The organism is Serratia sp. CC22-02, assembly GCF_900182895.1.
Lineage (GTDB): Bacteria > Pseudomonadota > Gammaproteobacteria > Enterobacterales > Enterobacteriaceae > Serratia > Serratia nevei.
Genome location: NZ_FXUD01000006.1, coordinates 1 through 22,212, shown reverse-complemented (window position 1 = coordinate 22,212; position 22,212 = coordinate 1). Strand labels below are relative to the sequence as shown.

Below are 22,212 nucleotides of genomic sequence, written 5' to 3'. Positions count from 1 at the left end.
CTTAAGACTGCAAGACGTCTGTCAGGCGTTCAAGACGACCGCGAACGCTGCCATCAATCACCATATCGCCGGCGCGAACAACGATGCCGGCCAGTACAGACTTGTCAATTTTGCAATTCAGCTTAACTTTGCGTGACAGACGTTTTTCCATCGCAGCGGCGATTTTCGCCTGCTGTTCGTCGCTCAGCGCGCTCGCAGAGAGCACTTCGACTTCGACGGTGGATTCCAGCGAGGCGCGCAGTTCGATGAACTGCTGCAGCACGGCAGGAAGAACCAGTAAACGTCCATTTTCGGCCATTACACGGATAAAGTTCTGGCCATGTTCGTCGAGCCGATCGCCACAAACCGCGATGAACGTCTTGGACAGCGTTTCTGGCGCGACCGCGCCAGACAGCAGTTCAGAAATCTGTTCATTGCGAGTGACTTCAGCCGCAAACGCCAGCATTTCCTGCCAGCGCTCTACGCTTTGGTGCTCAACGGCAAAGTCAAAAGCTGCTTTGGCGTAGGGGCGAGCTACAGTTACAAATTCAGACATCAGCCCCTCCCTCCTTACAGTTCAGCGACCAGTTTATCAACGATGTCGCTGTTAGCAGCTTCATCCACGGAACGTTCGATGATCTTCTCGGCGCCGGCAATTGCCAGCATCGCGACTTGCTTACGCAACTCTTCACGAGCGCGCTTACGTTCGGCTTCGATCTCAGCCTGAGCCTGCGCCACGATTTTGTTACGTTCCTGCTCGGCTTCGGCTTTCGCTTCATCCATGATCTGAGCTTTGCGTTTGTTCGCTTGCTCGATGATCACCTGAGCTTCTGCTTTAGCAGTTTTCAGCTGGTCGGTCGCATTGGCTTGCGCTAAGTCCAGATCTTTTTTGGCACGCTCTGCAGAAGCGAGGCCGTCAGCGATTTCTTTCTGACGTTTCTCGATGGCAGCCATGATCGGCGGCCATACGTACTTCATGCAGAACCAGACAAACAGAACGAACGCGATGGCCTGGCCGAGGATTGTTGCGTTAAGATTCACAGCACAATGCCTCTTTAAAAGTTAATAGTTTGGTTACGTCGTAGAGGGTTACTCTACTTACGCGACGGCGAACATCACGTACAGACCCAGACCTACAGCGATCATCGGGATGGCGTCGACCAGACCCATAACGATAAAGAACTGTGTACGCAGCAGAGGAATCAGGTCAGGCTGACGAGCAGCGCCTTCCAAGAATTTACCACCCAGGATGCCGATACCGATCGCAGCACCGATTGCCGCTAAACCCATCATCACAGCGGCAGCCATGTACAGCAGATCCATACTCAGGTTTTCCATGACAGTCTCCAGTTTGTTTCAGTTTAAAAGTGCAAGTGTTTTAAGAAAATCAGTGCTCTTCAGACGCCATCGACAGATAGACGATCGTCAGAACCATGAAAATAAAGGCTTGAAGCGTAATGATCAGGATGTGGAAAATAGCCCAAGGCAAGCTCAGGACCCACTGTGACCACCACGGCAACAGGCCGGCAATCAGGATGAAGATCAACTCACCCGCATACATGTTGCCGAACAGTCGCAGACCCAGTGAAACAGGTTTGGACAGCAGGCTGACACCTTCAAGAATCAGGTTGATAGGAATGAATACAGGGTGGTTGAACGGCTGCATGGTCAACTCTTTAACGAACCCGCCAACGCCTTTCATTTTGATGCTATAGAACAGAATCAGGATAAACACGCCCAGCGCCATAGACAGCGTGACGTTCACGTCGGCGGTAGGCACGACGCGCAGCGCAGGCAGACCGAGAACGTGGGTGCCGAGATAAGGCAGGAAGTCAACCGGGATAAGGTCCATCAGGTTCATCAGGAACACCCAGACGAACACGGTCAGTGCCAACGGCGCAATGACCTTGCTCTTGCCGTGGTACATATCGCGCACGCTGCTGTCGACGAAACCGACCACCAGCTCCACGGCGGTTTGCAGTTTACCCGGCACGCCGCTGGTGGCGTTTTTGGCCACTTTGCGGAAGATCACCAGGAAGAGCGCCCCGAGGACGACGGAGAAAAACATCGAGTCGAGGTTAATCGACCAAAACCCAGTCCCGACCTGAAGCTGCGTCAGGTGGTGACCGATATACTCCTGTGGAGTCAAGACTTCTCCTGCAGACATGATGCCTCTTACCCTTATTTAGTTAAGTTCGGTAACTGTTAATCACGGCCGGTGCCACTATCTGCACCACTAACACCGCTAAATAGGTCAGGCCAAGCGGTATAAACTCCGCCTTGAACACCCCCAGCGCCACGATCAGCAAAACGATGGTGATCACGACCTTTAGCCCCTCGCCGATGGCGAACGACCAGGCAACCCTACCGGGCGCCGGCGTTTGCGCCTGATGGCGCAAGGCAAACAGCATAAACATTGCACTCGGCAACCAGGCGGCGAGACCGCCTGCCAGCGCCGAAGCGCTCCATTCCGGGCTTTTCAGCCAGAAAGCAACGCTGATCAGAACAAAAGTCATTAACTGCAAAAACAGCAGTTTGCGTGCGACTTTCCCGCTGTAAAGGGACACAGACATGACGTTTGTTCTCTCCGTACCCCAGAGGGGGTATGCTGAGTGACGTATACAACTGTTTTTGCTGTCCTGAGTCAAGCAGCAAAAAACGAGCAAATTATACGGGGCATACCAACGAATTCAATCGATAAGTAGCGAAAAGGTGAACAATTATTTAAATTTCCCTATTCCAGCCTATTTTCACAAGAAAACGGTCGGAATAATAGGGCGCATTTAATTGTCTGATTATTCCAGCGTTGCGTTTAGAAACGCGAAGCCGATCACAGTAATGTCCCTTCCTGATTTATAGCCGATGGTCAACCAAACCGTCTTTAGCAATTTGAGCGATCAAAAGATTATATAAATCAAAACATTATCAGTTAACTGTTCAAAAACAATCCGTATACCCGATGAAAACCTTTTATTGACAAGCAGCGGGGCAATATTCCAACAGCCAATTAACATTAGCAGCAAACGCCAATCTTTCGCACATGATTGCTAACGTGACTATTTCCAAATGCAATTACTCTATTGTCGCTAATTAGCCGCGTTTTTTGTGTTAATAGGAAGTAAATTAACTAAAAAAAGCGACCAACTAATTAGCCTGCTTATCTTTCTGCCTGGTACTGCCTTTAATTCACGCTTGTTTGATCAAAAGCAAACTCAGTTTGCCTTAAGAATCACCAGATGGCGTTCGCCTTCCAGTTCAGGCACCTGCAGCCGCACGATAGACTCCAGGCTAACGCCTGCAGGCAGCTGCGTCAGCTCTTCATCCGGGCGCACGCCTTTCAACGCGTAAAAACGCCCCTGCCCTTTCGCCGGCAGATGATGGCACCAGGACAGCATATCCTGCAGCGAAGCGAACGCGCGGCTGATCACGCCATCGAACGGTGGCTCGGCCGGAAACTCCTCAACGCGGCTCTGCACCGGCTCGATATTGTTCAGGCCCAGCTCATGCTGCACCTGACGCAGGAAACGCACACGCTTACCCAGGCTGTCGAGCAGCGTGAAATGCGCGTCCGGGCGCACGATCGCCAGCGGAATGCCCGGCAAGCCGGGGCCGGTACCGACATCGATAAAACGCGAGCCCTGCAGATGCGGGTTGACCACGATGCTGTCGAGGATGTGGCGCACCAGCATTTGCTGCGGATCGCGCACCGACGTGAGGTTATAAGCCTTGTTCCATTTATCCAGCATGCCGACATAGCCCAGCAGCTGCTGTTTCTGCTGATCGGGCAGCTCAATGCCTGCTACCGCAAGCAGCGAGTCTAATTTTTTTTGCACAACGGATCCTCTGGCAGGCGCTGAACGACCAGCGGATGGTTAGCTGGCGCAATGAGGCGACTATGATAATTCAGGGCGCAAGTGATGTCAGCGGCCGTTTGGCTACGGGATGAACAAACGGCCGCCTGGATGCGAGATTTATGCGCTGCGGCGCAGCAGTCCCTGCTTTTTCAGCCAGATCAGCAAAATCGAGATCGCCGCCGGCGTAATGCCGGAGATGCGCGAAGCCTGGCCGATGGAGTTCGGTTTGTGATCGTTCAGCTTGGCGATCACCTCGTTCGACAGCCCTGAAACCTGACGGTAATCGAGATCCAACGGCAGCACGGTATTCTCATTGCGCTGCTGTTTTTCGATCTCTTCCTGCTGGCGAGCGATGTAGCCTTCGTATTTGACCTGGATCTCGACCTGTTCGGCAGCTTGTACGTCGTCCAGCGGCGGCGCGAAGACGTCGGTGCCGGTCAACTGCGCGTAATCCATCTCAGGGCGGCGCAGCAGCTCTTCGCCGTTCGCTTCACGCGACAACGGCGCTTTCAGCAGCGCATTGACCTGTTCGACGTTCTCGGCGTGCGGGTGCATCCAGATGTCGCGCAGGCGCTGACGTTCGCGTTCGATTCGCTCCAGCTTCTCGCTGTAACGCGCCCAACGCACATCGTCCACCAGGCCCAGTTCACGGCCTTTTTCCGTCAGGCGGAGATCGGCGTTGTCTTCGCGCAGCATCAGACGATACTCGGCACGTGAGGTAAACATCCGGTACGGTTCTTTGGTGCCGAGGGTGCTGAGATCGTCCACCAGCACGCCCAGATAAGCCTGATCCCGACGTGGCGCCCAGCCTTCCTGTTCGTCGGCGAAGCGCCCGGCGTTCAAACCGGCCAGCAGGCCCTGCGCAGCGGCTTCTTCATACCCGGTAGTGCCGTTGATCTGGCCGGCGAAGAACAGCCCCTGAATGAATTTGCTTTCCAGCGTCGGCTTCAAATCGCGCGGATCGAAGAAATCGTACTCGATGGCGTAACCAGGGCGAATAATACGCGCGTTCTGCATGCCTTCCATCGAACGGACGATCTGCATCTGCACGTCGAACGGCAGGCTGGTGGAGATCCCGTTAGGGTAAATCTCGTTGCTGGTCAGGCCTTCCGGTTCGAGGAAGATCTGGTGCGCGTTGCGATCGGCAAAGCGCATGACCTTGTCTTCGATCGACGGGCAGTAACGTGGGCCGATCCCTTCGATGATCCCGGCATACATCGGGCTGCGATCGAGGTTATTGCGGATCACGTCATGGGTTTTTTCATTGGTATGGGTGATGTAGCACGCCATTTGTTCTGGGTGCTGGCTAGCATCGCCCAAGAACGAGAATACCGGCACCGGCGTATCGCCGTGTTGTGGCGCCAGTACGCTGAAATCGATAGTGCGAGCGTCGATGCGCGGCGGCGTACCGGTTTTCAAGCGGTTAACGCGCAGCGGCAGTTCTCGCAGGCGCTGCGACAGCGAGATTGAAGGAGGATCCCCGGCGCGGCCGCCGCTGTAATTCTCCAGGCCAATATGGATCTTACCGTCCAGGAAAGTGCCGACGGTCAATACCACCGCCTTGGCGCGGAATTTCAGGCCCATTTGGGTGACGGCGCCCACTACGCGATCGTTTTCGACGATCAGATCCTCAACGGGTTGTTGGAAGATCATCAGGTTGGGTTGGTTCTCCAACGCGGTACGGATCGCCTGGCGATACAGTACGCGATCCGCCTGAGCGCGCGTGGCGCGAACGGCTGGGCCTTTGCTGGCGTTTAGTATCCTAAACTGGATGCCGGCATGGTCGATCGCCGTGGCCATCAGGCCGCCGAGTGCATCAATTTCCTTAACCAGATGCCCTTTACCAATACCGCCAATCGCCGGGTTGCAGGACATCTGTCCCAGCGTATCGATATTGTGTGTCAATAATAAAGTCTGACGTCCCATGCGTGCCGCGGCCATGGCGGCCTCGGTCCCTGCATGGCCACCACCGATGATGATGACGTCAAATTGATCTGGATAAAACATGGAACTGCACCTCGCCGTATTGCGAACGATCGTTATTTGCCCTGGGGTGGGGGATTCTACTCAAGTTTAGACAATCGACCAAGTGGTCAGGATCGTCGGTAATTAAAAGAAGATCTTTTTTATTTAAAGATCTCTTTATTAGATCTCTTATTAGGATCGCGATCCTCTGTGGATAAGTGACTATTCACGATGAAGATCAGCAGATTAAGGAGGATCGTTTGCTGTGAATGATCGGTGATCCCGACGCAGATAAGCTGGGATCTAAAAGGCTTGTTATGCACAGGACAAAAAGCGCACTACGGTTGTTATTGGGATAACTACGGCTTTTACCCTGCTTTTAAGTATAGTTATCCACAATCGTTCGCACGATCTTTAGGCGAATTAGAGTAAATTAATCCAGTTTTTTACCCATTCCTCGGCCGGATCCTCGGGAATTTCATGTTCGGTCACGTCGATCTCGAGACGATCGCCGATCCTTTTCGCGCCTCTGGCGATCAACAGATCGTCGATCTGTTTGATCGCACCGCAGAAGGTGTCGTATTCCGAACTGCCCAAACCGACGGCGCCGAACTGCACCTCGGAAAGATCCGGCTGTTGTTCTGCGATCTGCTCCAGCAACGGCTGAAGGTTATCCGGCAGTTCGCCGGCGCCGTGCGTGGAAGAGACCACCAGCCAGCGACCGGTCAACGGCAGCTCATCCAGTTCAGGGCCGTGCAGCATCTCGGTAGAGAAACCCGCGTCTTCCAGCTTTTCAGCCAAATGTTCAGCCACGTATTCGGCGCTGCCAAGCGTACTGCCACTGATCAGAGTAATGTCTGCCATGAACCAACGATCCCAACCTTCTCACTCAAAGTGGCTGCATTGTACGCTGTGAATCGGCTGGGATCTACCTGTGGATAATGTGGGTATGCAATTTGGCGGGTTACGGCACAATGGTGCGCATAATGGGGTTCTGCAGCGAGATCAGCGTTTCGGTAGACTGGATCTCGTCGATGGTCTGGATCTTGTTGATAAGTACCTGTTGCAGCGCGTCGATCGATCGGCACATCACCTTGATAAAGACGCTGTAGTGGCCGGTGGTGTAATAGGCTTCCACCACTTCTTCCAGGCTTTCCAGCTTCTTCAGCGCCGAAGGATAGTCTTTGGCGCTCTTTAAAATGATGCCGATAAAGCAGCACACGTCATAGCCCAGCTGTTTGGGGCTGACGTCGATGCGCGCGCCGGTGATGATCCCGGCCTGTTTCATCTTCTCTACCCGCACATGAATGGTGCCGGGGCTGACGGCGAAGTTTTTCGCCAGTTCGGCGTACGGTGTGCGCGCGTTGTCCATCAGTGCGTTGAGGATGCCGCGATCGAGATTATCGATCTGATAAATTTCCGCCATTTAATCCCCCATTAATTAACGATTGTTGAATTCTGTCCGGGTAAAAATGAACGATTAAAAGTGAAAAGGCAATATTGATTAGTGGATATTGAATTGGCGTATCATTTTGTTGCTTAATCGATGGCAACAGAGACAGGTTTACAAGAGATACGGCAATGAAAAAACAGTTTATCCAAAAACAACAACAAATCAGCCAGGTCAAATCCTTCTTCTCCCGCCAGCTGGAGCAACAGCTCGGTCTGATCGAAGTGCAGGCCCCGATCCTCAGCCGTTTGGGCGATGGCACGCAGGATAACCTCTCCGGCAGCGAGAAAGCGGTGCAGGTTAAGGTCAAAACCCTGCCGGACGCCACCTTCGAAGTGGTGCATTCACTGGCGAAATGGAAACGCAAAACCCTGGGTAGTTACGATTTCGGCGCTGGCGAAGGCCTGTACACCCATATGAAGGCGCTGCGCCCTGATGAAGATCGCCTGACGCCTATCCACTCGGTGTACGTCGATCAGTGGGATTGGGAGCGGGTAATGGGCGATGGTGAGCGCAGCCTGGACTACCTGAAAAGCACCGTGCGCAGCATTTACGCCGCCATCAAGGCGACGGAGGCGGAAGTCAGCCGCGAGCATGGTCTGACTCCGTTCCTGCCGGAACAGATCCACTTTGTGCACAGCGAAACCCTGCTGCAGCGCTACCCGGATCTGGACGCCAAAGGGCGCGAGCGGGCGATCGCCAAAGAGCTGGGCGCGGTATTCCTGATCGGCATCGGCGGCAAGCTGTCGCACGGCAAATCGCACGATGTGCGGGCGCCGGATTATGATGACTGGACCACGCCGGCGGCGGATGGCCTGGCGGGCCTGAACGGCGACATCGTGGTGTGGAACCCGGTGCTGCAGGACGCTTTCGAGCTGTCCTCTATGGGCATCCGCGTCGACGCCGCCGCGCTGAAACATCAGCTGGCGCTGACCGGTGACGAAGAGCGCATGAAGCTGGAGTGGCACCAGTCGTTGTTGCGCGGCGATATGCCACAGACCATCGGCGGCGGTATCGGCCAGTCGCGTTTGGTGATGCTGCTGTTGCAACTGTCGCATATCGGCCAGGTGCAGTGCGGCGTGTGGTCGCCGGAAGTGCGCGGGGCGGTCGAAGGCCTGCTCTGATCCTGCCTAGCGCCGCCAGCGGCGCATCAAACGGCTTTTCAGCCCGGTATCAAAGCGCCAGATATGATCGAAGATGCGCATGATGCCGGGTTTGCCGTAGGCGGACATCGCCACCGCATGGAAACGCTGCTGGTGGCTTTGCTGCTGCTGTTTTACCTTCTTTATTACCTCCTCCGGCAATCGCTGGGCGATAAAATCGGAAATGATCACCGCATCGGCGTCGAACCAGCCGCTTTCCGCCATTTTGGTGACGGTGGCGTTCAGGCAGGCCGCCAGATCGGTGCCGCCGCGAAACTGCTGGCCGAGAAAGCGCACCGCCTGTTCGATGCCGCTGGCGGCGGTGAGTTCGTAATGCACGATCTGGTTGGCGAACAGCATGATGTAGCAGCGGCGGTTGTCCGCCAGCGCAATGCGCAGCAGCGCCAGGCAGAACGCCTTGGCGCACTGTTCGTTGAAGCCGCCCATCGATCCTGAGGTGTCCACGCAGACGATAAACGGCCCGCGCGGCTGTTGATCCTGCTGCTGGTGGGTGACCTGGCGGATCAGGATCTGTTCCTGCCAAACGTCGCCCTGCAGGCGGTAGCTCAGCAGCCGCTTTTCCAACAGGCGGCGATAAAACTCGAACTCCAGCTCTTCAATCCCCAGCGTCGCCAGCTCCGGCGGCAGCAGGCGCAGGATGTCATCGCTTTGATGAATGCCGCTCACTTCTTCCGGCAGCGTGGCCGGCACCTGTACCATGACCCTGAACGGTTCGGGCTGCGCGTCCTGTTGCTGCACTGCCTTGGCCTGATAGCTGCGGCCCAGCTGCTGCGCCAACTTTTTCAGCTCTGGCTGCTGCTGCAAAAAGTTGCCGTACTCCACCAGCCGTTGGTAATCACCGCGCTGCAGCTGGCCTTTGCTCATGTCCCACAGCCTGCCGGCGGCGGTGTCGTTCTCCGACAGCAGCGGCTCCAGCGCGCCGCTCAGTGCCAGGCGCTCCTGCAGTTCCGCCATCAGCTGCTCGCGCTCTTGTTCCAGCAGCTGGTGGTGCAGCATGGTGGCCTGCAGCGTCAGGCTGATGCGCCAGCGCTGCAAGAATAGGGTTTGGAAGCTGTCGTCCAGCGGATGATTGGGCAGATCGGCGGCGTCCACCAGCGCGCGCGCCTGTTCATAAAACGGCGAGACCAGCTGGCGCAGCAGCTCCATCGTGTCGTTGAGGTTGTGATAGAACTGGGTGTTATTCTCCAGTTGGCACTGTTGGTAGCGGTAAAATTCCTGCGCCAGCGCCGGCGGCACCATGGCCTCCTGCAGACGCTCCTTGAGCTGCAGTTTCCAGCGTGGCAGATCGCGATCCAGCGCCCGGCGAATGGCCGGAAACTTTTTAAAGAACACCGACAGCTGCGGCGCCGCCAGCATGCCGACGATCATCTCCTCGATCATCTCGCCTTCGGTGATCGCCAGCAGCAGATCGAGCGTCTCCAGACTGAGCATGGTTACTGGCCGCGCATTTGCTGCAGTTGCTGTTTAACCTGCTCTGCCACCTGCAGCAGACTGGCTTCGATCTTGGCCAGGCCGGCGGCGGGGGTGAACAGACAGGGCTGATGCTGGCTGAAGGCGCGGCGCTGCTCCGCCAGGCGCTGGGCCAACGCGTCCATTTCATCCAGCAGCGCCTGCGGCGTGGCGGTGGCCTGTTTGCCCGGCAGCGCCAGCAGCGAAGGCTGGCGGCTGACGTCCAGCACCGTCAGGTGCAGTTGGTCGTCGACCTCCAAATCGATCGGCTGCGCGAAGCCGATGCCGTTCAGCTTGGCGCGCACGTCGCCGCCTTTTTGCAGCCAGTTATCCAGCACGCTGCTCTCGATGCTCAGATGGTTGACCTGAATGTCATGCAGCTGCAGCGGTTTTTGCAGCAGCAGAGTGAGAGTGCCGCCGGCGAACGGCGTGGCCGGCGCGTATTGCGGTTTGCGGCTGAACATGCCGCCCTTTTTCACCAGGCTGATGGCCTGCCGGTCGCTTTGTTGTTGCTGATCCTGCAGCCAGCGGGTGTGGATTTGTTGCAGTTGGATCAACATCGACTGCTGCTGATAGGCCGATTCGGTCAGCAGCTGATCGATCTGCTGTTGCAGCAGCTTCAGCGAGGTGAGATCGTGCCACAGGCAGTCTTTCAGCAGCATCAGGTCGAGCGGGGCGATGGCGTCGCGCCCGCTGAAGAAGGCGCAGGCCTGCAGCAGGCGCAGGGCCTTTTTCCAGCGTCGGTCGGAGACGTACGGCGCCTGTTCCAACGCGTCCAGCCGCTGGCGCAGCTGGAAAATCAGTTCAAAGCAGGCTTCCGGCAGCGCCACCTTGTCGATCTGCGGTTGCCACTGCAGAAACTCTTCGTCGCTGACGCTCAGCGCCGCCGGCACCGGGTTTTGGCTCTCGTTCTGGCGGTTGACCAGCAGCGAGCGGAAATTCTGTTTATCCTGCACCTTGTCCAGCCACAGGCGGATCAGCATGCGGTCATACAGGGCTTCGAGGCTGTTGTCTGCTTCGGGCAGTTCGTTGGAGGCGGTGACCAGCAGGCGCAGCGGGATCGGTTCTTCGCTGTTGCCGTTGCGAAAGCGCCGTTCGTTGATCGCCGTCAGCAGGGTGTTGAGGATCGCCGGGCCGGCCTTCCAGATTTCGTCCAGAAACACGATCTCCGCTTCCGGCAGGTAGCCGGTTGTCAGGCGCTGATAGCGCCCTTCATCTTTCAGCGCCTGAATAGAGAGCGGGCCGAAGACCTCTTCCGGCGTGGAAAATCGCGTCATCAGGTATTCAAAGGAACGGGCGTTGCGGAAGGCAAACTTCAGCCGGCGCGCGATCAGGCTCTTGGCGATGCCGGGCGGGCCGAGCAGGAATACGCTTTCGCCGCTCAGCGCCGCGAGCAGGCACAGGCGGATCGCTTCTTGCCGCTCATAAAGACCGCTCTCCAGCGCGCTGCTGAGGCGGGAAATTCGTTCTGCCAGAAGGGATGATGGCGTCATATAATTGTCGCATTGTCCGAGAGTTAGCCAATCTTGGTCGATAATCCGATGATAAACCACCATTATTTTTAGTGGTATAGCTTATTGATTAGTAATATTTTTCTAAGCTGTGCCGGATATCCGGTTCACATTTTGTTTATTTTTCGGCTCTGATATAAGGGTAGGCAAGGCGTATAAATGGTGCATACTGTGCGGCTTTCTGGTGGGCGTGACGGATCTTTGAGCCCGTATTTTGCCTGATGCGGATGCATCGCTAACGGATGTTCTGATAAAGAAACGAATTATGAGCGCAGAGCATAAGCAGTCCTTATCGGCGGTAACCCTGGCGGCCATCGGCGTGGTCTACGGTGATATCGGAACCAGCCCTCTCTATACGCTGAGAGAGTGTTTCTCCGGCCATTACGGCTTCGATGTTCGTCCAGACGTGGTTTTCGGCTTCCTGTCGCTGATTTTCTGGATGCTGATCGTGATCGTTTCCCTCAAATATCTCACCTACGTGATGCGCGCGGACAACGCCGGCGAGGGCGGTATCCTGACGCTGATGTCGCTGGCCGGGCGCAACACTTCGGCGCGCACTACCGCGGTGCTGGTGATACTGGGCCTGATCGGCGGCAGCTTCTTCTATGGCGAGGTGGTGATCACCCCGGCTATCTCGGTGATGTCGGCGATCGAGGGGCTGGAAATCGCCGCGCCTGCGCTTGACGCCTATATCGTGCCGCTCTCCATTCTGGTACTGACGCTGCTGTTCGCCATTCAAAAGCACGGCACCGGCAGCGTTGGCAAGCTGTTCGCTCCGGTGATGCTGCTGTGGTTCATCGTGTTGGCGGTGCTGGGCGCGCGCAGCATCATTTCGAACCCGGAAGTGCTGCAGGCGCTGAATCCCAAATGGGCGCTCAACTTCTTCATGGAATATAAGAAGGTGTCGTTCTTCGCGCTGGGGGCGGTGGTGTTGTCGATCACCGGCGTCGAGGCGCTGTATGCCGATATGGGGCACTTCGGCAAGTTCCCGATTCGCCTGGCCTGGTTCACCGTGGTGCTGCCTTCGCTGGTGCTCAACTACTTCGGCCAGGGCGCGCTGCTGCTGAAAAACCCGGAGGCGATCAAAAACCCGTTCTTCCTGTTGGCGCCCGACTGGGCGCTGATCCCGCTGCTGATTCTGGCGACCCTGGCGACGGTTATCGCCTCGCAGGCGGTAATTTCCGGCGTCTTCTCGCTGACCCGCCAGGCGGTGCGCCTGGGCTATCTGTCGCCGATGCGCATCATTCACACCTCGGAAATGGAATCCGGCCAGATCTATATTCCGGTGATCAACTGGACGCTGTACATCTCGGTGGTGCTGGTGATCATCGGGTTCGAACACTCCAGCAACCTGGCAGCGGCGTACGGCATCGCCGTCACCGGCACCATGGTGCTGACCAGCATTCTGGTCACCTCGGTGGCGATCAACAACTGGCACTGGAATCGCTTCCTGGCGATCGGCATCGTGACCATCTTGCTGATCATCGACGTGCCGATGTTCTCCGCCAACGCCCTGAAGCTGTTCTCCGGCGGCTGGTTGCCGCTGACCTTGGCGCTGGTGATGTTCCTCATTATGACCACCTGGAAGAGCGAGCGTTTCCGCCTGCTGCGCCGCCTGCATGAACACGGCAACTCGCTGGAGGCGATGATTGCCTCGCTGGAGAAATCGCCGCCGGTGCGGGTGCCGGGTACCGCGGTGTTCATGTCGCGCGCCACCAACGTCATTCCTTTTGCGCTGCTGCACAACCTGAAGCACAACAAGGTGCTGCATGAGCGCGTGGTGCTGCTGACGCTGCGCACCGAAGATGCGCCTTACGTGCACAACGTGCGCCGGGTGACCATCGAACAGCTGTCGCCGACCTTCTGGCGGGTGGTGGCCAGCTACGGCTGGCGTGAAACGCCGAACGTCGAGGAAGTGTTCCACCGCTGCGGGCTGGAAGGGTTGCCGTGCCGCATGTCGGAGACCTCGTTCTTCATGTCCCATGAATCGCTGATCCTCACCAAGCGGCCGTGGTACCTCTATTTGCGCGGTAAACTGTTCGTCGCCCTGAGCCGCAACGCGCTGCGCGCGCCGGATCAGTTTGAGATCCCGCCGAACCGGGTGATCGAGCTCGGCACGCAGGTCGAGATTTAACCCGCCTGATAAGGGGCTCAGCATGGCTGAGCCCCTTTTGTTTGTGCTTTGTCCGTGCGTGAACGAAACGTTTCGATAGCGATCACACTTCTGCATTGTCCCGGTTGCCTTCCCCTGCCGTTTTTTTAAACTCCCCCAGAGAGCGAAACGTTTCGCTAGCGGAGTGAGAAGATGAAAAAAGGCGTATTACTGAATTCCGACGTGTCTGCCGTGATTGCCCGGCTGGGGCATACCGACCAGCTCACCCTGTGCGATGCGGGCCTGCCGATACCGACGGAAACGCAGCGCATCGATCTGGCGCTGACGCAGGGCGTGCCGACCTTCATGCAGGTGTTCGCGGCGGTCACGCAAGAGATGCAGGTAGAAAGCGCCATCCTGGCGGAAGAGATCGTGAAACAGAATCCGTCGCTCCACGAGGCACTGTTGGCTGAACTGACCGCATTGGGTCAACGCCAGGGCAATACCATCAGCGTGCGCTATATCAGCCATCAGGCGTTTAAAGCGCAAACCGGGCACAGCCGGGCGGTGATCCGCAGCGGGGAGTGTTCGCCTTATGCGAACGTGATCCTGTGCGCCGGCGTAACTTTCTGAGGCGCGTATGCAACCTTTACTGCAACTGAAAGGGATTGATAAAGCCTTTCCCGGCGTGAAGGCGCTTTCCGGCGCTGCCCTCAGCGTCTATCCCGGCAAGGTGATGGCGCTGGTGGGAGAAAACGGCGCCGGGAAGTCCACCATGATGAAAGTGCTGACCGGCATCTACCAGAAAGACGCCGGCAGCCAGTATTTTCTCGGTAAAGAGGTGGCGTTCAACGGGCCTAAGGATTCGCAGGAAGCGGGCATAGGCATTATCCATCAGGAGCTGAACCTGATCCCGCAGCTGACGATTGCGGAAAACATCTTCCTCGGCCGCGAGTTCGTCAACCGTTTCGGCCGCATTGACTGGAAGCGCATGTACGCCGAGGCCGATCGCTTGTTGGCGCGTCTCAATCTGCGCTACAGCAGCCACCGACTGGTGGGCGAGCTGTCGATCGGCGATCAGCAGATGGTGGAGATCGCCAAGGTGCTGAGCTTCGAATCGAAAGTGATCATCATGGACGAACCGACCGATGCGCTGACCGACACCGAAACTGCCTCGCTGTTCAAGGTGATCAACGAGCTGAAGGCCGAAGGGCGCGGCATCGTGTATATCTCGCACCGCCTGAAAGAGATTTTTGAAATCTGCGACGACGTGACCGTATTCCGCGACGGGCAGTTTATCGCCGAGCGGCCGGTGAGCGAGCTGCAGGAAGATTCGCTGATTGAGATGATGGTCGGCCGCAAGCTGGAAGAGCAGTACCCGCGCCTTGATTTGCCGCGCGGGGAAAAACGGCTGGACGTCAGCCACCTTTCCGGCCCCGGCGTTGAAGACGTTAGCTTTACGCTGTATCGCGGCGAGATCCTCGGCGTGGCCGGGCTGATGGGCGCCGGGCGCACAGAATTGATGAAAATCCTGTACGGCGCCGCCCCGCGCAAGGCCGGCACCGTCAGCCTGGACGGTCGCGACGTGGTCACCCATTCGCCGCAGGACGGGTTGGCGAACGGCATCGTCTATATCTCGGAAGACCGCAAACGCGACGGCCTGGTGCTGGGCATGTCGGTGAAGGAAAACATGTCGCTGACCGCGCTGCGCTATTTCAGCCGCGCCGACGGCAGCCTGAAACAGGCCGACGAGCGGCAGGCGGTGGGGGATTTCATCCGGCTGTTCAATATAAAAACGCCGTCGATGGAGCAGCCGATCGGTCTGCTTTCCGGCGGCAATCAGCAAAAAGTGGCGATCGCCCGCGGCCTGATGACCCGGCCGAAGGTACTGATCCTCGATGAGCCGACGCGCGGCGTCGACGTTGGCGCCAAAAAAGAGATCTATCAGTTAATCAACCAGTTCAAGCAGGAAGGGCTGAGCATCATTCTGGTGTCTTCGGAAATGCCGGAGGTGATGGGCATGAGCGATCGCATTCTGGTGATGCACGAAGGGCATCTCAGCGGCGAGTTCCCGATTGAACAGGCCACCCAGGAAGCGTTGATGGCGGCAGCCGTCGGCAAGCAATACGGCGTAAAGCAGGAGTAATCAGATATGAGTTCCCAGACTATCGCAGCTAAGCGCTGGTTCAGTAAAGAGTGGCTGTTAGAGCAGAAGTCGTTGATTGCGCTGCTGGTGCTGATCGCCGTGGTCTCTTCCATGAGCCCGAACTTCTTCACCCTGAACAACCTGTTCAATATTCTGCAGCAGACCTCGGTGAACGCCATCATGGCGGTGGGGATGACGCTGGTGATCCTCACCTCCGGCATCGATCTGTCGGTAGGATCGCTGCTGGCGCTGACCGGCGCGGTGGCGGCGTCGATCGTCGGCTTTGAGGTCAACGCGCTGGTGGCGGTGGCGGCGGCACTGGCGCTGGGCGCCGCGGTTGGCGCCTGCACCGGGGTGATCGTCGCCAAAGGCAAAGTGCAGGCCTTTATCGCCACGCTGGTGATGATGCTGCTGCTGCGCGGCGTCACCATGGTGTACACCAATGGCAGCCCGGTCAACACCGGTTTCACCGACGTGGCCGACACCTTCGGCTGGTTCGGCATCGGCCGCCCGCTGGGCGTGCCTACGCCGATCTGGATCATGGCGATCGTGTTCATCGCCGCCTGGTATATGCTGCATCATACGCGCCTGGGCCGCTATATTTATGCCCTGGGCGGCAACGAAGCGGCGACCCGCCTCTCCGGCATCAGCGTCGATAAAGTGAAGATTATCGTCTACTCGCTGTGCGGCCTGCTGGCGGCGCTGGCCGGGGTGATCGAAGTGGCGCGCCTGTCGTCGGCGCAGCCGACCGCCGGCACCGGCTATGAGCTGGACGCCATCGCCGCCGTGGTGCTGGGCGGCACCAGCCTGGCCGGCGGCAAGGGCCGCATCGTCGGCACGCTGATCGGGGCGCTGATCCTCGGCTTCCTGAACAACGGCCTGAATTTACTGGGTGTTTCTTCCTACTACCAAATGATCGTGAAGGCAGTGGTGATACTGCTGGCGGTTCTGGTAGATAACAAAAGCAACAAGTAACCTCCCCCTACAGGAATCACGATGATGAAAATGAAAAAACTGGCAACCTTAGCTTCCGCCATCGCGCTGAGCGCCACCCTGAGCGCCAATGCCATGGCCAAAGACACCATCGCGCTGGTGGTGTCCACCCTCAACAACCCGTTCTTCGTCTCGATGAAGGACGGTGCGCAGCAAGAGGCCAACAAGCTGGGCTACAACCTGGTGGTGCTGGATTCCCAGAACAACCCGGCGAAAGAGCTGGCCAACGTGCAGGATCTGATGGTGCGCGCGCCCAAGCTGCTGCTGATCAACCCGACCGACTCCGACGCGGTAGGCAACGCCATCAAGATGGCCAACCAGGCTAAGATCCCGGTCATTACGCTGGACCGCGTGGCGAGCAAGGGTGACGTGGTGAGCCACATCGCTTCGGATAACCGCGTGGGCGGCAAAATGGCCGGCGACTTCATCGCCAAGAAAGTGGGTGCCGATGCCAAGGTGATTCAGCTGGAAGGCATCGCTGGCACTTCCGCCGCGCGTGAACGCGGTGAAGGCTTCAAACAGTCGCTGGATCAGAATAAATTCAAACTGTTGGCCAGCCAGCCGGCCGATTTCGATCGCACCAAGGGCCTGAACGTGATGCAGAACCTGCTGACTGCGCACCCGGATGTGCAGGCGGTGTTCGCTCAGAACGATGAAATGGCGCTGGGTGCGCTGCGCGCGCTGCAAACCGCCGGTAAAACCGACGTGATCGTGGTAGGCTTCGACGGCACCGCTGACGGCGTGAAAGCGGTCGAAGGCGGTAAGCTGGCGGCGACCGTGGCGCAGCGTCCCGATCAGATCGGCGTGATCGGTGTGGAAACCGCCGATAAAGTGCTGAAAGGCGAAAAAGTGCCGGCGACCATCCCGGTCGATTTGAAACTGGTCACTCAGTAAGTCATACCAGCGCCATCGGAACGGGGCGTTTACGATGGCGCGCAATTCAGGAATCAATGCGATGGAAACAGGTAAGCTGGTGGTTCTTGGCAGCATCAATGCCGACCATATCCTCAATATTGAACAGTTCCCCCACCCGGGCGAAACGGTGATCGGGAAACAGTATAAGGTGGCGTTTGGCGGCAAGGGCGCGAATCAGGCGGTGGCGGCCGGGCGCAGCGGGGCGGAGATCGCCTTTATCGCCTGCGTGGGCGCTGACGACATCGGCGAACGTGTCCGCCGGCAGCTGGCGAGCGATCGCATTGATACCCAACCGATTGAAGCCATCGCCGACAGCACCACCGGCGTGGCGCTGATCTTCGTCAACGCCGAAGGCGAGAACGTGATCGGCATCGATGCCGGCGCCAACGCCGCGGTGACGCCGGATTACCTGGCGCGCTACCAACAAAAAGTGATCGATGCCGACGCTTTGCTGATGCAGTTGGAGTCGCCGCTGGATACGGTGATCGCCGCCGCCCGCCTGGCGAAGCAGCATCACACGCAAGTGATCCTCAACCCGGCCCCGGCGCGTGAGCTGCCGGACGAGCTGCTGGGCATGATCGATATGATCACTCCGAATGAAACCGAAGCCCAGCGCGTGACCGGCATCGCCGTGGACAACGACGCCGATGCGGCGCGCGCGGCGCAGGCGCTGCACGACAAGGGCATCGCGACGGTGATCATCACCCTTGGCAGCCGCGGCGTGTGGCTGAGCGAAAACGGCAACGGCAAACTGGTGCCCGGCTTCAAGGTGCAAGCGGTGGATACCATCGCCGCCGGCGATACCTTTAACGGTGCGCTGGTCACAGCTCTGTTGGAAGGCAAGATCATGGCCGACGCGGTGCGTTTCGCCCATGCGGCGGCGGCGATCGCCGTGACCCGCCCTGGCGCGCAGCCTTCGGTGCCGTGGCGTGAAGAGATCGACGCCTTCTTGCAGCAGCAGGGGTGATCCTTTGGCCACCATGAAAGATGTCGCCCGCCTGGCGGGCGTTTCAACCTCTACCGTTTCGCATGTGGTCAACAACAATCGCTTTGTCAGCGACAGCGTGCGCGACAAGGTCATGGCGGCCGTGGAACAGCTGAACTATGCGCCTTCCGCGCTGGCGCGCAGCCTGAAGCTCAATCAGACGCGCACCATCGGCATGCTGGTGACCGCCAGTAACAACCCGTTTTATGCCGAAGTGGTGCGTGGCGTGGAGCGCAGCTGCTATGAACGCGGCTACAGCCTGATCCTGTGCAACACCGAAGAAGACGCCGCGCGCATGAACCGCAGTATGGAGACGCTGCTGCAAAAGCGCGTCGACGGTTTGCTGCTGATGTGCACCGAAAACCACCGGCCATCGCAAGATGCCCTGAGCCGCTACCCGTCACTGCCGATCGTCATGATGGACTGGGCGCCGTTCGAGGGCGCCAACGACATTATTCAGGATAACTCGCTGCTGGGCGGCGAGATGGCGACCGATCATCTGATCGCCTGCGGCTACCGCAAGATCGCCTGCATCGCCGGCCCGCAGGATAAAACCACCGCCCGTCACCGACTGGAAGGCTATCGCAACGCGATGCGGCGCGCCGGATTGCCGGTTCCGCCAGGGTATGAAGTGCATTGCGACTTTGAGTTTGAGGGCGGCGTGAACGCCATGCGCCAACTGCTGGCGCTGGACGAGCCGCCGCATGCGGTGTTCGCCGGTAACGACGCGGTGGCGGTGGGCGTTTATCAGGCGCTATATCAGGCCGGGCTTTCCGTGCCGCAGGATATGGCGGTGATGGGCTACGATGACATTGAGTTGGCGCGTTATCTGGCGCCGCCGCTGAGCACCATTCATCAGCCGAAGGATTCGTTGGGCGAACTGGCGATCGATGCGCTGATCAATCGCCTGCAAAACCCGGAGCGTGCGCCCCAGGTGCTGGTGCTGACGCCCGAGCTGGTGGAACGCGCCTCGGTGGGCCGCCGTTAACTGGCCGCCTTCGCTTCTTTCTTGCTTTCCTGGCCGCTGATCAAATTGCGGCCATCCTTCCTTCTCAGCAACATAAACACCAGCGCCGACGCCACGGTGACGATCCCCATGGTGATAAAGGTGTAATGGAAGTGGTCGATCATGGTGCCTAACGACAGGGATTCGTAAAAACGCAGCACCGCCGCGCTGATTGCCACACCGAAGCTGATGGACAGCTGCTGGGTGACCGCCAGGACGCTGTTGCCGGCGCTGGCGTTGGCGTCGTTCAAATCCGCCAGGCTGATGGTGTTCATGGCGGTGAACTGGGTGGACATCGCCATGCCCAGCACGAACAGCGGCAGGATCATCAGCCACAGCGGCATGCCCGGGCTTTGCAGGGCGAACTGGGCGATCAGCACCCCGATGATAACGGTGATGCCGACCAGCGTTTTACGGTAGCCGAACCAGCGCAGCACCTGAGTGACGGTGGATTTCGCCATCAGCGAACCGATGGCGGTCGGCGCCATCATGCAGCCGGCGACGATCGCCGTATAACCGAATCCCACCTGCAGCATGAGCGGCATTAAAAACGGCACGCAGCCGGTTCCCAGCCTGGAGGCGACGTTGCCGGCGATACCGACCGAGAAGGTGCGGGTTTTGAACAGGTCGATACCGATCAGCGGCTGAGGATGGCGGCGTGCGTGCGCGATATAGCCGAACAGCATCACGAAACCGCTGAGCAGAATGCCCAGCGAAACGTAGCTCGCCAGCACCCGCTCGCCAAACAGCTCCAGTCCGGTAGAGATCAGCACCAGGCTCAGGCCGAACAGCATGAAGCCAAGGAAATCGAAGCGGCGCTTGGGCGTGGTGAAGTCCGGCATGTACTTGCGCGCATAGACGATGCCGAGCAGGCCGATAGGGATATTGATCAGGAAAATCCAGTGCCAGGTGGCGTAGGTGACCAGCCAGCCGCCCAGCAGCGGCCCGAGAATCGGCCCGACCAGGCCGGGCATGGTGACGAAGTTCAGCACCGGCAGCAGTTCGCTGCGCGGATAGGCGCGCAGCAGCGCCAACCGCGCGACCGGCATCATCATCGCGCCGCCGATGCCTTGCAGCACGCGAGAGGCGACCAGCACGCTTAACGTAGGGGACAGGGCGCACAGCAGCGAGCCAAGGGTGAATAACGTCACGGCGAAGATGAACACGCGGCGGGTGCCGAAGCGGTCCGCCAGCCAGCCGCTGACCGGGATCAGCATCGCCACCGTCAGCGTGTAGCTGATGACGGCCGATTGCATCGCCAGCGGTGAACGCCCCAGGCTTTGGGCGATCGCCGGCAGCGCGGTGTTAAGGATGGTGGCGTCCAGCGCCTGCATAAAGAACGCCATTGCGGCGATCCACGGTAGTCCTGCCATACTGCGCGCGGATTGGGTCATGGTCGGTCCTGGTTAAATGGTCGTCTGTCCCTCGTCTCTTTCTTCTATATATAAGCGGGGAGCGTGTCTAGTCTTTCTCTTTCAGCAGCACCTGGCAGGCGACGAGCGCGCCGGCGCTGTCTCCGGCGAGTATCGCATCGACGATAGCCTGATGATGGCGCAGCTTGATCACTTCATTGCCGGTGATGGCACGGAAGTAGCTTTGGTACACCGAACTGAACAGGTTGGCGAACGAGGTCAGGAACGGGTTGCCGCTGGCCTCGTAGATGAGCTGGTGGAATTGGGTATCGACCTGGATCCAACGCTCGCGATCAAACTGGGTATGCAGCGCGCGCATTTCCGCCATCAGCTCCGCCAGCAGCTTGGTTTGCTGCGGGCTGGCGTGGTTTGCCGCCAACGCGCAGGCCTGCGGCTCCAGCGAAGTGCGCAGGATAAGGAAGTGTTGCATCACCTGATCGAAGTTTTCCCGCGTCATCCACCAGGTCAGTAAATCCTGATCGAGAAAATTCCATTGGCTTTGCGGCATCACGCGGGTGCCGATACGTGGGCGCGGCAACAACATGCCTTTGGCGGCTAACATCTTTACCGCTTCGCGTACTGCGGTGCGGCTGACGCCGAATTGCTCGCCCAGTTCCATTTCACCGGGCAGGATGCTGCCGGCCTGATAATCGCCAGCCAGAATTTGTTGGCCGAGTTTCTCTGCAAGCAGATAAGAAAGATTGCGTTGGGCGGCCTGTTGTTGTGCATTTAGCGGCATGGCTGCGGGTCCTTACTGACATCGTTATTTCTATTTTACTCCAGTGATCGCCAGCTTTTATGGCTGTTTGCCGGAAAAAGTGACATAAATTCGTCGCTTTTTCGCCCTTTTGTTGAAAAAAAGCGCGCTTGAAAAGTTTTTTGCATTTAGGGGTTGCGGCCCGCCGAGAACTCCCTATAATGCGCCTCCACTGACCGGGAACAACGACTGACAAGTCGCCGGGTCAGCGAGAGAAAAGCGAAATAAACGCTTGACTCTCCGGGTGAAAAGCGTAATATACGCCACCTCGAGTTAGCAAGCGAAAGCGCCTAACTCACTGCTCTTTAACAATTTATCAGACAATCTGTGTGGGCACTCCACAAGACGATATCCAGCATCTTCGGATGCAAAAAAATATCAAGTCTTGAAGAGTGACTAACTGAAGTAAAATTCATGCAGTAAATCTTTGAGCATCGCTTCTCGAGTGGAAGCAAATCAAGCTTTTAATTGAAGAGTTTGATCATGGCTCAGATTGAACGCTGGCGGCAGGCTTAACACATGCAAGTCGAGCGGT

21 protein-coding genes and 1 rRNA gene are annotated in these 22,212 nt (G+C 58.0%); 9 read left to right on the top strand and 13 right to left on the bottom strand.

Annotated features, from left to right (window positions below):
- Position 1 precedes the first annotated feature (1 nt).
- The 9 genes from atpH to asnC form a co-directional block, all read right to left on the bottom strand.
- The gene (atpH, locus tag QOL81_RS18720; RefSeq protein ID WP_033649565.1) at positions 2–535 is read right to left on the bottom strand and encodes a F0F1 ATP synthase subunit delta; all 534 of its coding nucleotides are present in this window, start codon (positions 533–535) and stop codon (positions 2–4) included.
- Between the two features lie 14 nt (positions 536–549).
- Positions 550–1,020, bottom strand: a complete 471-nt coding sequence (gene atpF / locus QOL81_RS18715; protein WP_004933804.1) for a F0F1 ATP synthase subunit B — start codon at positions 1,018–1,020, stop codon at positions 550–552.
- 57 nt (positions 1,021–1,077) lie between these two features.
- Positions 1,078–1,317, bottom strand: a complete 240-nt coding sequence (gene atpE / locus QOL81_RS18710) for a F0F1 ATP synthase subunit C (protein ID WP_004093904.1) — start codon at positions 1,315–1,317, stop codon at positions 1,078–1,080.
- A 49-nt stretch (positions 1,318–1,366) separates the two neighbouring features.
- Positions 1,367–2,146, bottom strand: a complete 780-nt coding sequence (gene atpB / locus QOL81_RS18705; protein ID WP_025160299.1) for a F0F1 ATP synthase subunit A — start codon at positions 2,144–2,146, stop codon at positions 1,367–1,369.
- Positions 2,147–2,168: 22 nt separating this feature from the next.
- The gene (atpI, locus tag QOL81_RS18700) at positions 2,169–2,552 is read right to left on the bottom strand and encodes a F0F1 ATP synthase subunit I (protein WP_004933796.1); all 384 of its coding nucleotides are present in this window, start codon (positions 2,550–2,552) and stop codon (positions 2,169–2,171) included.
- Between the two features lie 639 nt (positions 2,553–3,191).
- A complete protein-coding gene (rsmG, locus tag QOL81_RS18695) occupies positions 3,192–3,812 on the bottom strand; it encodes a 16S rRNA (guanine(527)-N(7))-methyltransferase RsmG (RefSeq protein WP_060424379.1) in 621 nt (206 codons plus the stop codon).
- A 138-nt stretch (positions 3,813–3,950) separates the two neighbouring features.
- Positions 3,951–5,840: a tRNA uridine-5-carboxymethylaminomethyl(34) synthesis enzyme MnmG gene (gene mnmG / locus QOL81_RS18690; RefSeq protein ID WP_060424381.1), complete on the bottom strand. Its 1,890-nt coding sequence runs from the start codon at positions 5,838–5,840 to the stop codon at positions 3,951–3,953.
- 381 nt (positions 5,841–6,221) lie between these two features.
- On the bottom strand, positions 6,222–6,662 hold the full coding sequence (mioC, locus tag QOL81_RS18685) for an FMN-binding protein MioC (RefSeq protein WP_016929621.1): 441 nt from the start codon (positions 6,660–6,662) through the stop codon (positions 6,222–6,224).
- A 100-nt stretch (positions 6,663–6,762) separates the two neighbouring features.
- Positions 6,763–7,224 (bottom strand): transcriptional regulator AsnC, encoded by a 462-nt coding sequence (gene asnC / locus QOL81_RS18680; RefSeq protein WP_004933786.1) that lies wholly within the window; start codon positions 7,222–7,224, stop codon positions 6,763–6,765.
- Between the two features lie 155 nt (positions 7,225–7,379).
- On the opposite strand from asnC, the gene asnA reads away from it, so the two are divergent.
- The gene (gene asnA, locus QOL81_RS18675) at positions 7,380–8,372 is read left to right on the top strand and encodes an aspartate--ammonia ligase (RefSeq protein ID WP_041037361.1); all 993 of its coding nucleotides are present in this window, start codon (positions 7,380–7,382) and stop codon (positions 8,370–8,372) included.
- Positions 8,373–8,378: 6 nt separating this feature from the next.
- On the opposite strand, the gene viaA is transcribed toward asnA, so the two are convergent.
- Positions 8,379–9,842: an ATPase RavA stimulator ViaA gene (viaA, locus tag QOL81_RS18670; RefSeq protein WP_049200559.1), complete on the bottom strand. Its 1,464-nt coding sequence runs from the start codon at positions 9,840–9,842 to the stop codon at positions 8,379–8,381.
- Between the two features lie 2 nt (positions 9,843–9,844).
- A complete protein-coding gene (gene ravA / locus QOL81_RS18665; protein WP_087762477.1) occupies positions 9,845–11,353 on the bottom strand; it encodes an ATPase RavA in 1,509 nt (502 codons plus the stop codon).
- 283 nt (positions 11,354–11,636) lie between these two features.
- On the opposite strand from ravA, the gene kup reads away from it, so the two are divergent.
- From kup to rbsR, 7 genes are all read left to right on the top strand, one after another.
- Entirely contained in the window at positions 11,637–13,505 is a 1,869-nt protein-coding gene (gene kup / locus QOL81_RS18660) for a low affinity potassium transporter Kup (protein ID WP_049200553.1), read from the top strand.
- Between the two features lie 171 nt (positions 13,506–13,676).
- Entirely contained in the window at positions 13,677–14,096 is a 420-nt protein-coding gene (gene rbsD / locus QOL81_RS18655) for a D-ribose pyranase (protein ID WP_060441271.1), read from the top strand.
- A 7-nt stretch (positions 14,097–14,103) separates the two neighbouring features.
- The gene (rbsA, locus tag QOL81_RS18650) at positions 14,104–15,609 is read left to right on the top strand and encodes a ribose ABC transporter ATP-binding protein RbsA (RefSeq protein WP_038876049.1); all 1,506 of its coding nucleotides are present in this window, start codon (positions 14,104–14,106) and stop codon (positions 15,607–15,609) included.
- Between the two features lie 6 nt (positions 15,610–15,615).
- The gene (rbsC, locus tag QOL81_RS18645) at positions 15,616–16,584 is read left to right on the top strand and encodes a ribose ABC transporter permease (RefSeq protein WP_019455467.1); all 969 of its coding nucleotides are present in this window, start codon (positions 15,616–15,618) and stop codon (positions 16,582–16,584) included.
- 24 nt (positions 16,585–16,608) lie between these two features.
- Complete coding sequence (gene rbsB / locus QOL81_RS18640) at positions 16,609–17,496, top strand: ribose ABC transporter substrate-binding protein RbsB (protein ID WP_025160300.1); 888 nt, start codon at positions 16,609–16,611, stop codon at positions 17,494–17,496.
- Between the two features lie 61 nt (positions 17,497–17,557).
- On the top strand, positions 17,558–18,484 hold the full coding sequence (gene rbsK, locus QOL81_RS18635) for a ribokinase (protein WP_283439985.1): 927 nt from the start codon (positions 17,558–17,560) through the stop codon (positions 18,482–18,484).
- 4 nt (positions 18,485–18,488) lie between these two features.
- The gene (gene rbsR / locus QOL81_RS18630; RefSeq protein ID WP_016929629.1) at positions 18,489–19,490 is read left to right on the top strand and encodes a ribose operon transcriptional repressor RbsR; all 1,002 of its coding nucleotides are present in this window, start codon (positions 18,489–18,491) and stop codon (positions 19,488–19,490) included.
- On the opposite strand, the gene mdtD is transcribed toward rbsR, so the two are convergent.
- The gene (gene mdtD, locus QOL81_RS18625) at positions 19,487–20,902 is read right to left on the bottom strand and encodes a multidrug transporter subunit MdtD (protein ID WP_283439984.1); all 1,416 of its coding nucleotides are present in this window, start codon (positions 20,900–20,902) and stop codon (positions 19,487–19,489) included. The two genes, rbsR and mdtD, sit on opposite strands and share 4 nt — an antisense overlap.
- A gap of 67 nt (positions 20,903–20,969) precedes the next feature.
- Complete coding sequence (locus tag QOL81_RS18620; protein WP_033636503.1) at positions 20,970–21,659, bottom strand: FadR/GntR family transcriptional regulator; 690 nt, start codon at positions 21,657–21,659, stop codon at positions 20,970–20,972.
- A 483-nt stretch (positions 21,660–22,142) separates the two neighbouring features.
- On the opposite strand from QOL81_RS18620, the gene QOL81_RS18615 reads away from it, so the two are divergent.
- Positions 22,143–22,212: ribosomal RNA gene (locus QOL81_RS18615) — 16S ribosomal RNA — on the top strand; the annotation flags it as partial.

What these genes read in the sequence shown, in the direction of transcription:
- atpH (WP_033649565.1), bottom strand. Translation starts at nt 535, where the DNA reads ATGTCTGAATTTGTAACTGTAGCTCGCCCCTACGCCAAAGCAGCTTTT.
- atpE (WP_004093904.1), bottom strand. Translation starts at nt 1,317, where the DNA reads ATGGAAAACCTGAGTATGGATCTGCTGTACATGGCTGCCGCTGTGATG.
- atpB (WP_025160299.1), bottom strand. Translation starts at nt 2,146, where the DNA reads ATGTCTGCAGGAGAAGTCTTGACTCCACAGGAGTATATCGGTCACCAC.
- atpI (WP_004933796.1), bottom strand. Translation starts at nt 2,552, where the DNA reads ATGTCTGTGTCCCTTTACAGCGGGAAAGTCGCACGCAAACTGCTGTTT.
- mnmG (WP_060424381.1), bottom strand. Translation starts at nt 5,840, where the DNA reads ATGTTTTATCCAGATCAATTTGACGTCATCATCATCGGTGGTGGCCAT.
- mioC (WP_016929621.1), bottom strand. Translation starts at nt 6,662, where the DNA reads ATGGCAGACATTACTCTGATCAGTGGCAGTACGCTTGGCAGCGCCGAA.
- asnC (WP_004933786.1), bottom strand. Translation starts at nt 7,224, where the DNA reads ATGGCGGAAATTTATCAGATCGATAATCTCGATCGCGGCATCCTCAAC.
- asnA (WP_041037361.1), top strand. Translation starts at nt 7,380, where the DNA reads ATGAAAAAACAGTTTATCCAAAAACAACAACAAATCAGCCAGGTCAAA.
- viaA (WP_049200559.1), bottom strand. Translation starts at nt 9,842, where the DNA reads ATGCTCAGTCTGGAGACGCTCGATCTGCTGCTGGCGATCACCGAAGGC.
- ravA (WP_087762477.1), bottom strand. Translation starts at nt 11,353, where the DNA reads ATGACGCCATCATCCCTTCTGGCAGAACGAATTTCCCGCCTCAGCAGC.
- kup (WP_049200553.1), top strand. Translation starts at nt 11,637, where the DNA reads ATGAGCGCAGAGCATAAGCAGTCCTTATCGGCGGTAACCCTGGCGGCC.
- rbsD (WP_060441271.1), top strand. Translation starts at nt 13,677, where the DNA reads ATGAAAAAAGGCGTATTACTGAATTCCGACGTGTCTGCCGTGATTGCC.
- rbsA (WP_038876049.1), top strand. Translation starts at nt 14,104, where the DNA reads ATGCAACCTTTACTGCAACTGAAAGGGATTGATAAAGCCTTTCCCGGC.
- rbsC (WP_019455467.1), top strand. Translation starts at nt 15,616, where the DNA reads ATGAGTTCCCAGACTATCGCAGCTAAGCGCTGGTTCAGTAAAGAGTGG.
- rbsB (WP_025160300.1), top strand. Translation starts at nt 16,609, where the DNA reads ATGAAAATGAAAAAACTGGCAACCTTAGCTTCCGCCATCGCGCTGAGC.
- rbsK (WP_283439985.1), top strand. Translation starts at nt 17,558, where the DNA reads ATGGAAACAGGTAAGCTGGTGGTTCTTGGCAGCATCAATGCCGACCAT.
- mdtD (WP_283439984.1), bottom strand. Translation starts at nt 20,902, where the DNA reads ATGACCCAATCCGCGCGCAGTATGGCAGGACTACCGTGGATCGCCGCA.
- QOL81_RS18620 (WP_033636503.1), bottom strand. Translation starts at nt 21,659, where the DNA reads ATGCCGCTAAATGCACAACAACAGGCCGCCCAACGCAATCTTTCTTAT.